Source organism: Pseudomonas sp. NPDC089734, assembly GCF_044748865.1.
GTDB lineage: Bacteria > Pseudomonadota > Gammaproteobacteria > Pseudomonadales > Pseudomonadaceae > Aquipseudomonas.
Genome location: NZ_JBIVGV010000006.1, coordinates 320,364 through 331,531, shown reverse-complemented (window position 1 = coordinate 331,531; position 11,168 = coordinate 320,364). Strand labels below are relative to the sequence as shown.

General features: G+C 60.6%; 9 protein-coding genes and 1 pseudogene. All 10 read left to right on the top strand.

Annotated features, from left to right (window positions below; genetic code table 11):
• Nucleotides 1-352, top strand: a pseudogene (locus ACIPY9_RS10875) (type VI secretion system contractile sheath large subunit); the annotation flags it as partial.
• A 14-nt stretch (nt 353-366) separates the two neighbouring features.
• The gene (gene tssE, locus ACIPY9_RS10870; RefSeq protein WP_400700351.1) at nt 367-774 is read left to right on the top strand and encodes a type VI secretion system baseplate subunit TssE; all 408 of its coding nucleotides are present in this window, start codon (nt 367-369) and stop codon (nt 772-774) included.
• A gap of 162 nt (nt 775-936) precedes the next feature.
• Nucleotides 937-2,724 (top strand): type VI secretion system baseplate subunit TssF, encoded by a 1,788-nt coding sequence (gene tssF, locus ACIPY9_RS10865; protein WP_400700349.1) that lies wholly within the window; start codon nt 937-939, stop codon nt 2,722-2,724.
• Nucleotides 2,688-3,695 (top strand): type VI secretion system baseplate subunit TssG, encoded by a 1,008-nt coding sequence (tssG, locus tag ACIPY9_RS10860; protein WP_400700347.1) that lies wholly within the window; start codon nt 2,688-2,690, stop codon nt 3,693-3,695. Before tssF ends, tssG begins: the two co-directional genes overlap by 37 nt.
• 6 nt (nt 3,696-3,701) lie before the next feature.
• Nucleotides 3,702-6,356: a type VI secretion system ATPase TssH gene (gene tssH, locus ACIPY9_RS10855; RefSeq protein ID WP_400700345.1), complete on the top strand. Its 2,655-nt coding sequence runs from the start codon at nt 3,702-3,704 to the stop codon at nt 6,354-6,356.
• Nucleotides 6,357-6,366: 10 nt separating this feature from the next.
• The gene (locus tag ACIPY9_RS10850) at nt 6,367-7,884 is read left to right on the top strand and encodes a sigma 54-interacting transcriptional regulator (RefSeq protein WP_400700343.1); all 1,518 of its coding nucleotides are present in this window, start codon (nt 6,367-6,369) and stop codon (nt 7,882-7,884) included.
• A gap of 98 nt (nt 7,885-7,982) precedes the next feature.
• Nucleotides 7,983-8,123: a type VI secretion protein gene (locus tag ACIPY9_RS10845; protein WP_400700341.1), complete on the top strand. Its 141-nt coding sequence runs from the start codon at nt 7,983-7,985 to the stop codon at nt 8,121-8,123.
• 17 nt (nt 8,124-8,140) lie between these two features.
• Nucleotides 8,141-9,334: a type VI secretion system-associated FHA domain protein TagH gene (gene tagH / locus ACIPY9_RS10840; RefSeq protein ID WP_400700339.1), complete on the top strand. Its 1,194-nt coding sequence runs from the start codon at nt 8,141-8,143 to the stop codon at nt 9,332-9,334.
• Nucleotides 9,335-9,339: 5 nt separating this feature from the next.
• Complete coding sequence (gene tssJ / locus ACIPY9_RS10835) at nt 9,340-9,837, top strand: type VI secretion system lipoprotein TssJ (RefSeq protein WP_400700337.1); 498 nt, start codon at nt 9,340-9,342, stop codon at nt 9,835-9,837.
• A 2-nt stretch (nt 9,838-9,839) separates the two neighbouring features.
• The gene (gene tssK / locus ACIPY9_RS10830) at nt 9,840-11,168 is read left to right on the top strand and encodes a type VI secretion system baseplate subunit TssK (RefSeq protein ID WP_400700335.1); all 1,329 of its coding nucleotides are present in this window, start codon (nt 9,840-9,842) and stop codon (nt 11,166-11,168) included.

Below are 11,168 nucleotides of genomic sequence, written 5' to 3'. Positions count from 1 at the left end.
GCAAGGCGGCAGAGCTGAACTACAAGCTCGGCACCCAACTGCCGTACATGATGATCGTCAACCGCCTGGCTCACTACCTGAAAGTGCTCAGCGCGAGCAACTCGGTTCCTGGAAAGAGCGTACCGACCTCGAGCTGGAACTGAACAAGTGGATCCGTCAGTACGTGGCCGACCAGGAAAACCCGAGTGCCGAAGTGCGTGGCCGTCGTCCGCTGCGTGCCGCCCAGATCATCGTCAGCGATGTTGAAGGCGAGCCGGGCTGGTACCGCGTGAACCTGAACGTGCGTCCGCACTTCAAGTACATGGGCGCTGACTTCACCTTGTCGCTGGTCGGCAAGCTGGACAAAGAGTAAGCAGGAGCTGAGCCATGCCAGGATACGGCAGCCTTTTTGAACGCTTGAGCGGCGAAGCCGACAAGCGCGCTGGCTGGAGTCGTGAAGTCTCCGCCATGTCTTCGGTGGCTGCCCATCTGGGCAAGATGCTCAGCACCCGTGCGGGCAGCGTGCAAACGCTGTCCGATTACGGGCTGCCCGATCTCAACGACATGCGTCTGAGTTTGCACGATGCCTTGAGCCAGGCACGTCAGGCCATCGAAGTCTTCATCGAAGCCTACGAGCCGCGTCTCTCGAACGTACGCGTCGTTTCTCTGCCGCGGGATCACGATCAGCTCAAGCTTGCTTTCAATATCGAAGGCCTGCTTGAGGTGGACGGAATCAAGCGTCAGGTCAGTTTCTCCGCACGCCTGGATGGCAGCGGTCAAGTCAGGGTCAGCTAGGGAAAGACGACGTCATATAACGGGAACTCTCATCGTCGCTTGCAGCCCGTCCGCTTCCCGGACAGGGTTTCAGGTTCGATTTCGCTGATCCCGACGATGGTGCCCAATGGATTTTTCAACGATGCCTACAACATCGCCAATACGATAAACAGGTAGCCCGCAGTGTCTTTCAATCACTACTACCAAAGCGAACTCACCGCTCTGCGTCAGTTGGGTCGCCGTTTCGCCGAGCGTAGTCCGGCCCTGGCTCCGTTTCTGGGGCAGGCCGGTCGGGACCCGGATGTGGAGCGCCTGCTCGAAGGCTTTGCGTTCCTGACCGGTCGCCTGCGTCAGAAGCTCGACGATGAATTGCCGGAGTTGAGTCATTCCCTGATGCACTTGCTGTGGCCGAACTACATGCGGCCGCTGCCGGCGTTCAGCATCCTGCAGTTCGACCCGCTGATGCAGTCCGGCCCGGCCATGCTGGTCAAGCGCGACACGCCGGTGGAAAGCAAGCCCATCGACGACGTGCGTTGCCGGTTCCGTACCTGTTACCCCACCGAAGTGTTGCCGCTGGACCTGACCGGATTGAATTATTCGGTCAAGGGCGACGGGGCGTTGCTGAGCCTGCGTCTGGAAATGAGCTGTGACGGTCATCTCGGTGAGCTGGACCTGAGTCGTCTGCGTTTGCATCTGGCGGGCGAACGCTACATCAGCCAGATGTTGTACGTGAGCCTGCTGCGCAATCTGGGCGGTATCCAGCTGGTGCCGCTGGGCAGCGGCGGCAAGCCGTTCACGGCGGCCAACGGCGATGCGATGTCTTTCAGCCTGCCGGGCAACCGTGTGCAGCCGGTGGGGTTCGCCGAAGAGGAAGCCCTGATCCCTTACCCGTTGAACACGTTCCGGGGCTACCGCTACCTGCAGGAATACTTTGCCTTCCAGGACAAGTTCCTGTTTGTCGATCTCAATGGCCTGGAACTGCTTCAGTCCTTGCCGGAAGAAACCCTCAAGCAGATCCGTGGCCTGGAAATACGTTTCGATATCCAGAACAGCGGTATCCAGCGTCTGCGACCGACACTGGACAACGTCAAGCTGTACTGCACGCCGATCGTCAATCTGTTCAAGCACGATGCCTTGCCGATCCGTCTGGATGGCAAGCAGGACGAATACCTGTTGTTGCCCGCCGAGTACGACCTTGAAAACTGCGGTGTGTTTTCGGTGGAAACCGTGACCGGATGGAAGCCGGGCGGGCTGGGGTATCAGGAATATGTACCGTTCGAGTCATTCGAGCATGATCCCAGTTTCGATGTGCCTGAAAGCCGTCCCCACTACAGCATCCGTCAGCGTTCCTCGCTGCTGCATGACGGGCTCGACACCTACCTGAGCTTCGGTATCCGCGACACCGAAACCCATGAAACGCTGTCCATCGAGCTGACCTGCACCAACCAGAACCTGGCTCGCCGACTCAAGCTGGGGGACATCGACCAGCCTTCGGAAGAAACGCCGGAGTTTCTTGGCTTTCGCAACATCACGCCGGTCACTTCCAGTTACGCGCCGCCCCTGAGCCGCGACTTTCTCTGGAAGCTGATCAGCAACATGTCGCTCAACTACCTGTCGCTGGCCAACGTCGATGCGCTGAAAGTCATTCTCGAAACCTATGACTTGCCGCGCTACTACGACCAGCACGCCGAGAAGGTCAGCAAGCGTCTGCTGGGCGGGCTCAAGTCCATCCGTCACGAGCATGTGGACAGGCTGCATCGGGGGCTGCCACTGCGAGGCCTTCGCACCGAACTGACCATCGATCCGGAAGGCTACATCGGAGAGGGTGACCTGTTCGTCTTCGCATCGGTTCTTAACGAGTTTTTTGCTCTTTACGCCAGTCTCAACTCGTACCACGAGCTGCGCGTGAAAAGCACCCAGGGAGAGGTGTACCAATGGACGCCACGTATGGGGTTGCAGCCCCTGCTTTGAGCGGGCTGTCCCGTGTAATACGCGAGTACTCACTGTTCCAGGCCGTGCTGCTGGTGATCGAGCGGCTGCGCGACTGGCATCCGGAACTCAGTGAGGACGATCTCTATGACCATGTGGAGTTTCAGGCCAATCCGAGCCTGGGCTTTCCTGGCAGCGATGTCGATCGCGTGGAGTTCTTCGAGGAGCGCGGCCGGATGCATGCGCGCCTGCGTTTCAACCTGATCGGGCTGTTCGGCTCGGGTTCGCCTCTGCCTGCGTTTTATGGCGAAGAGGCTCTGGGAGACAACGAAGACGGCAATCCCATCCGCAACTTCCTGGACCTGTTCCACCATCGCCTGCAGCGCCTGCTGCTGCCGATCTGGCGCAAGTACCGCTACCGGGCACGTTTCAAGAGTGGCGCACTCGACCCGTTTTCCTCGCACCTGTTCGCCCTGATCGGCCTGGGTGGCGAAGACATCCGCAAGGCCAAGGAGCTGAACTGGAAACGTCTGTTGCCGTACCTGGGCCTGCTCAGCCTGCGGGCTCACTCGGCGGCGCTCATCGAAGCGGTGCTGCGGTATTACTTCAAGCACGCGGACCTGGTCATCGAGCAATGTATCGAGCGCCGGGTGGACATTCTCGAAGAACAGCGCAACCGCCTGGGGCTGGCCAACAGTCTGCTGGGCGAAGACCTGGTGCTGGGCGAGGCGGTTCGCGACCGCAGCGGCAAGTTCCGCATTCATATCAGCCAGCTGGACTGGCAACGTTTTCACGAGTTTCTGCCAATCGGTTTTGGCTACCAGCCGTTGTGCGCGCTGGTGCGCTTCACGCTGCGCGACCCTCTGGATTACGACATCCGCCTGGTATTGCGGCATGAAGAAATCCGCGAGCTGCGCATCGGTGAGCAGAACGATTGTCGCCTGGGCTGGACCAGCTGGCTTGGCCGTGAAAAGGCCGACGGCGTTGTCACCCTGGGCAGCAAAATTCATTAAGGATCGATGATCATGATCAATGTAGACCTGCAACAACTCATTCGGGCGCTGGACGCCGAAACCCGCCGGGATCTGGAAAGCTCCGCCGAGCGCTGTGTGGCCCGTGGAGGCAGCAAGATTCTTGTCGAAGACTTGTTGCTGGCCTTGCTGGAACGTCCACAAGGGTTGTTGGCCCGCGCGCTGCAGGATGCCGAAGTGGATGCGGGAGAGTTCAGCGCGGCCTTGCAGTCCCGGGTCGAACACACGGCTTCGCGCAACCCGGTATTTGCCCCTGAGCTGGTTCAGTGGCTGCAGGACGCCTTGCTGGTGGCCAACCTCGAGCTGGGCCAGACGCAGGTCGAGCAGGCCGCGATGATTCTCGCACTGTTGCGCAACCCGATGCGTTACGCCGGAAGCCGTTACCAGCCGATGCTGGCCCGTTTGAATATCGACCGTCTCAAGGATTTTGCGCTGTCGCAGAAACCGGAATCGACCGATCACAAGCCCGTCGCTTCCGGGGAATCGCTGCTTCAGCGCTTCACTCACAACCTGACCCAGCAGGCCCGTGACGGCAAGATCGATCCGGTGCTGTGCCGTGACAGTGCGATCCGTCAGATGGTCGATATCCTGGCCCGCCGCCGCAAGAACAACCCCATCGTGGTAGGTGAGGCCGGTGTGGGCAAGACCGCCATCGTCGAAGGCCTGGCCTCGCGTATCGCCGCGGGCGAAGTACCGCAGGTGCTCAAGGGTGTTGAGCTGTTGTCTCTGGACATGGGTCTGTTGCAGGCCGGTGCCAGCGTCAAGGGCGAATTCGAGCGTCGTCTCAAGGGTGTGATCGATGAGGTCAAGGCTTCGCCGAAACCGATCATCCTGTTCATCGACGAGGCGCACACTCTGATCGGTGCCGGTGGCACGGCTGGTGGCTCCGATGCGGCGAACCTGCTCAAGCCGGCGCTGGCGCGAGGTGAGTTGCGCACCATCGCCGCGACTACCTGGAGCGAATACAAGAAGTATTTCGAAAAGGACCCGGCGCTGGCCCGTCGTTTCCAGCCGGTCCAGTTGCATGAGCCGACCGTGCAGGAAGCGGTGACCATTTTGCGCGGCCTGGCGCAGGTCTACGAGAAAAGCCACGGTATCTATCTGCGCGATGATGCCGTGGTGTCCGCTGCCGAACTGTCGGCACGCTATCTGGCCGGTCGCCAGTTGCCGGACAAGGCTGTCGATGTGCTGGACACCGCCTGTGCACGGGTTCGTATCAGCCTGGCCGCCGCCCCGGAAAGCCTTGAGCGTTTGCGTGGCGAGCTGGCCGAAGGTGGACGTCAGCGTCAGGCCTTGCGTCGTGACGCGGAGTCGGGGCTGGCGATCGATCAGCAGGCTCTGGAGGCACTGGAAGCCCGTTTGCTGGAGGCAGAGCAGGAGGAAACCGCTCTGGCGGCACTCTGGAAAGAGCAGCGTGAGCTGGCCGAGCGTGTCCTGGATCTGCGCCAGCAACTGGCCAGGGCCCGTGAAGCCAGGCAGGTTGTATCAGCCGCTTCCGCGCCGGACGAGGGTGAGTCGGTAGAAGGTCTGGAGCTTCCTGTCTCTGATGTACCAGACATCGATGCACTCGAAGCCGAGCTGGGCGAAACCCATCGCGCGCTTGGCGCTGCCCAGGTCAATGAGCGCCTGGTGAGCTTTGAAGTCTGTCCGCGTCTGGTCGCCGAAGTCATCAGTGCCTGGACCGGGGTGCCGCTCTCCCAGCTGGCCCGTGAGCATAACGTCAAGGTTGCCAGCTTTGCCGCCGACCTGCGGGAGCGCATCCGTGGCCAGGAGCAGGCTGTCCGCAGTCTGGACCGTGCCATGCGTGCCACCGCAGCGGGATTGAACAAGCCGGATGCACCGGTCGGTGTGTTCCTGCTGGTAGGTCCGAGCGGCGTGGGCAAGACCGAAACGGCGCTGGCGCTGGCCGATCTTCTGTACGGTGGCGACCGTTTCATCACCACCATCAACATGTCCGAGTTCCAGGAGAAACACACGGTTTCCCGTCTGATCGGCGCGCCTCCGGGGTACGTGGGTTATGGCGAGGGCGGCATGCTGACCGAGGCCGTGCGGCAGAAGCCTTATTCGGTCGTGCTGCTCGACGAAGTCGAGAAGGCAGACCCGGATGTACTGAACCTGTTCTATCAGATCTTCGACAAGGGCGTGGCCAATGACGGGGAAGGGCGCGAGATCGATTTCCGCAATACCCTGATTCTGATGACCTCGAACCTGGCCAGTGATCGCATCAGTGCGCTGTGCGAAAACGGCGAGCGTCCAAGCGCCGAAACCCTGGAAGAAACCATTCGCCCGGTTCTGAGCAAACACTTCAAGCCGGCCTTGCTGGCCCGCATGCGTGTGGTGCCTTACTACCCGGTAGGCGGGCCCGTGCTGCGCGAGCTGATCGAGATCAAGCTCAAGCGACTGGGCGAGCGCCTGCAACGTCGGCAACTGGCTTTCAGTCATTGCCAGGCACTGGTCGATCATCTGGCCGAGCGTTGCACCCAGAGTGAAAGCGGCGCACGCCTGATTGACCACTTGCTGGACTCGCACCTGCTGCCACTGGTGGCCGACCGTTTGCTTGAAGCCATGGCCCGGGGAGAGGAGATCAAGCACGTCCACGCTACCCTCGACAGCGACTCCAGCGTGACCTGTGAGTTCGTCTGAGGTGGGCGTGATGTTCACACGAATCCCTCAGCCATTGATCTATGCCGAGGCATTGCTGGCGCAGTTTGCCTGCCTGTCCCGTGCTGCGGACAGAGAAGCGCTGTTGAACGATTTCGTTCGCGGCGTGGCTGAGCTGGCCGGATGCGAACTCGCCCAGTTGTATCTGCTCGATGCGACTCACACCTGCCTAGGCCTGAGTGCGGAGTGCCTGGCCGGTGTTGTGCAGCCACGGGCCGCCTCCAGCCTGTCGGCCGATTACAACGGTGAACAACTGTTGCAATTCTCGTTGTGCCAGAACCGTGTGATCAGCCTCATGGAGTTGAGCGGCAGCCTGCACGAAACCAGCTTCTTGCCGGAGTATGGCGAGCCCTGGCAATCGCTGCTGTGCGTGCCTCTGGTCAACCTGAACAAGGAGGTCGAGGGGTTGTTGCTGTGTGCGAGCCGCGACCATGTGGACTTGCAGGTGTTTGCCGACTCGCTGGCACAACTGGGAACATTCGTCCTCACCCAGCTGGACCTGCTCCAACGCCTGCGTCGTCCGGCGGGCGAGCCTGCACCCTTGACCGGTACGGGGATCAGCACCAGTGGTTATGGCTTGATCGGCAGCAGCCCGGTCATGCGCAAGACCTATCAGTTGATCAGCAAGGTGCTGCACAGCCCCTATACCGTTTTGTTGCGTGGTGAAACCGGTACCGGCAAGGAAGTGGTGGCGCGTGCGATTCATGACTACGGCCCGCGTCGCTCCAAGGCGTTCATTGTGCAGAACTGTGCGGCGTTTCCGGAGAGCCTGCTGGAAAGCGAATTGTTCGGCTATCGCAAAGGGGCCTTCACCGGAGCCGACCGCGACCGGGCAGGGCTTTTCGATGCCGCTAACGGCGGCACACTCCTGCTGGATGAAATCGGCGATATGCCGCTGTCCCTGCAAGCCAAGTTATTGCGGGTGCTGCAAGAGGGCGAGATTCGCCCGCTGGGCTCCAATGACACCTACAAGATCGATGTGCGCATCATCGCCGCGACCCACCGCGATCTGGCCGTGATGGTCAGCGAAGGCAAGTTCCGCGAGGACTTGTATTACCGTCTGGCGCAGTTCCCCATCGAGTTGCCGGCCCTGCGGCAGCGCGAGGGCGACATTCTGGAACTGGCTCGCCACTTTGCCGAAAAGGCCTGCACCTTTCTGCAGCGTGACTTCGTGACCTGGAGCGATTCAGCGCTCAATCACCTGAGCAGTTACAGCTTTCCCGGCAATGTGCGAGAGCTCAAGGGGCTGGTGGAAAGGGCGGTTCTGCTGTGTGAAGGCGGCAAGTTGCTGGCCGAGCATTTTTCGTTGAATCCGGAAGCCTCGCCCGAGGAGTCGGGCCTGAATCTGCGTGAGCGTCTTGAGAAGGTCGAGCGCCATCTGCTGCTCGACTGTCTGCGCAAGAACGACGGCAACCAGACCCTGGCCGCCCGTGAGCTGGGTCTGCCGAGACGCACGCTGCTGTATCGCCTGGGGCGGCTGAATATCAACCTCGGTGATTTCGAGAGCTAGCCAGGCATGACTTTCCCCTTTTTTCTTTCGTTCATGCGAGCCCCGACCCCTCCAGGGTGTCGAGGCTTCATGCATTGTCTATCCATGGAGTTCCTCTGATGTCTGTTCGTCCCTGGCAAGCCATCCTGCTGATTCTGGTCGTCTGCGGCGGCCTTTACGGCTGTGGCGGCAATTACAAATTCAACGACAACACCTATCGCCCATTGGGTGATCCGCAGGCGGCCAACCGCGGGAAGTGACCGCAAGGAGCATCATCATGGAACTGGTTTTCGAAATGTTGAATACCAAACAGTTCGTGCCTACCGAATCGAGCAGCAAGACGTTCAATGCGGCGGGTGGTGTCATCGGGCGCAGCGAGGACTGTGACTGGGTCATCCCGGACCGCAAGCGTCATCTGTCCAGTCATCACGCGCTGATCAGCTTCAAGGAAGGTTCGTTCTACCTGACCGACACCAGCAGCAACGGCATTCAGGACAGCGAGAGCGGCGCACGCTTGCGCAAGGGCGTCCCCCAGCGCATCGAACATGGCAGTGTCTACGTCCTGGGCGATTTCGAGATTCGCGCCCGGCTGGTTCGCGACCCTGTCGGCTACAGCGTTGAAGTCGGGCAGCCGCAGCCTGCCGGCAGCATCATTCCCGATGATGCCTTCCTGGATCTGGACCCGCTGGTTGCCCTCAGCCAGCAGGAAAGAGGTTCTTTCGAGATCGATGACCTGGCCGCTCTCAGCCAGCCCGTTCATGAGCCTCGTCAGCGCGCAGACTATGCACAGATCGATACCGAGCGGCTGATGGTTCCGGAGCTGGTCCCCCAGCCTGAGGCACCGAAACCCGTGCAGCCTGCCCAGGTCACGCGTCAGAGCGAAGTGTTCTGGGAGCAGTTCGGTGCTGCGTTGGGCGTCGATCTCAAGCACATGGACCATGACGGTCGCGAGGCGCTGGCCATCCAGGCGGCCCGTTTGCTCAAGCACAGCATCGGTGGCCTGCAACAGAGCCTGCGTACCCGTAGCGAACTGAAGAATGAACTGCGTCTGGCCCTGACCACCGTTCAGGGCGGCAGCAAGAACCCCTTGAAGTTTGCAATCGATGCCGGTGAAGCGCTGGGCATTCTGTTGCAGGACCACAAGCCGGGCCAGCTTCCGGCCGAGCAGGCCGTCTCGCGTGCTTTCCGCGATCTGCAGGCCCATCAGGTGGCCTTGCTGAGCGCCAGCCGTGCGGCGGTGCGCGGCACCCTCGAACACTTCGCCCCCCAGCAATTGGCGCTGCGCTTCGAGCGTGATGCGAAGCCCCTGCTGGCGACGTCCGGCAGCCGCTGGAGAGCCTACAAGCGTTACCACCAGGCTCTGCGCCAGGACGATGACTGGAGCGAACGTCTGCTCGCCCGTGATTTCGCCCAGGCCTATGAAGAACAGATCCGCCTGATTTCAACCCTACACACGGAACACCAAGGATGATTCACATGTCTCGTTGCTCAAACCTGCTGCTCAAGACGCTGGCTGCGTTGACTGCCCTGGTGCTGCTGGCAGGTTGTTCTTCGATGTCGCCGTACTCGACCATGACCAAGCTGGACCTGCGGCTGACGGCTACTGACCGGCTCAACCCGGACCTCAATGGCCGTCCTTCGCCGGTGGTGGTCCGCCTGTATGAGCTCAAGCACCCGGTAGCGTTCGAGAACGCCGACTTTTTCAGCATCTATGACCGCGCCAAGGAGTCCCTGGCACCGGATCTGCTGGTCAGCGAAGAGCTGGAGCTGCGTCCGGGCGAAACCGTCGACCTCAAGCTCAACATCGAAGAGGGGCGTTACGTCGGTGTGCTGGCGGCCTACCGTGATCTGTCGGAAACCCAATGGCGCTTTGTGTTGAACATTGCTCCGATGGAACTGACCCAGGCCGACCTGACATTCGATCAGGCCGGTATCCGCAGCACCCGCGCGACACTCGCCAAGGCGGCCCGATAATCATGAATGTACATAAAGTCATTTGGCAGGAAGGCATGCTGTTGCGCCCGCAGCACTTCCAGCACAACGATCGTTATTACGACTACCAGATGAAGACGCGCACTCAGTTGCTGGGCAGCTACAACTGGGGATTTCTGGGCCTGGAAATCGACCTTCAGTTTCTCAACATGGGCAAGCTGGTCATCAGCCAGGCTTCCGGCGTGCTGCCCGACGGCAGCCTCTTCGAGCTCAGCGGCAATATCGAGCCTCTGGCTCTGGACGTTCCGCCGAATACAGGCAACACGCCGATTTACCTGGCATTGCCGCTGGTGACCGGTAATCACATCGAATCGCGTCGCCCGGAACAATCCGACGTCCTGGCCCGTTACACCGCCTATGAAGCCGAAGTGGCAGACTCCAATGCCGGCGATGACTCCAGCAGTCAGATCCGTTGCGGCCGCCCCGATTTCAAGCTGTTGCTGGGTGAGCAGCAGAGCGATCAGGCCTATGTGAAGCTCAAGATCTGTGAGGTCCTGGATTCCACGCCCGATGGCGTGATTACCCTGGATCAGGACTTTGTCCCGACCTTCATTCATACCCATGCGTCCGGCTATCTGCTGTCCTGCCTCAAGGAAGTGATCAGCATGCTCGGTCACCGGGGCGACACCATTGCCGACCGGATTCGCTCCAACGGCAAGGTGGGCGGCGCGGAAGTCGGTGACTTCATGATGCTGCAACTGATCAACCGGACCGAAATGCTGCTTCGGCATTACCTGGGGCTGGATCAGGTTCACCCCGAAGAGCTGTACCGCACGCTGCTGACCATGCTCGGTGATCTGGCCACGTTCGGCGACAACAAGCGCCCGCGTCTGGACAGCCGTTATCAGCACAGTGATCAGGGCGCGAGCTTTCGCAAGCTCATGGATGCCATTCGCCAGGTGCTGTCGATGGTGCTCGAACAGCATGCGCTGGAGCTGGTGCTTCAGACCCGTCAGTACGGGATCATCGTGTCGCCTCTGCACGACCACAAGTTGCTGGCTTCTGCTTCGTTCGTGCTGGCGGTCAGCGCCAACTGCGATTCCGAAGAGCTGCGTCATCGCCTGCCTGCGCACCTCAAGGTGGGGCCGGTTGAGCGCATTCGCCAACTGGTCAACCTGCACCTGCCGGGCATCAAGGTCAAGCCGCTGCCCGTCGCGCCGCGGCAGATCCCGTTTCACTCGAACAAAACCTATTTCATCCTCGAACTCAGTTCCGATGACGTTGAGCAACTGGAGCGTTCCGGTGGCTTCGCCTTCCACATGTCCGGTGAATTCGCCGAGCTTGAACTGAAATTCTGGGCCATCAGGAACTGA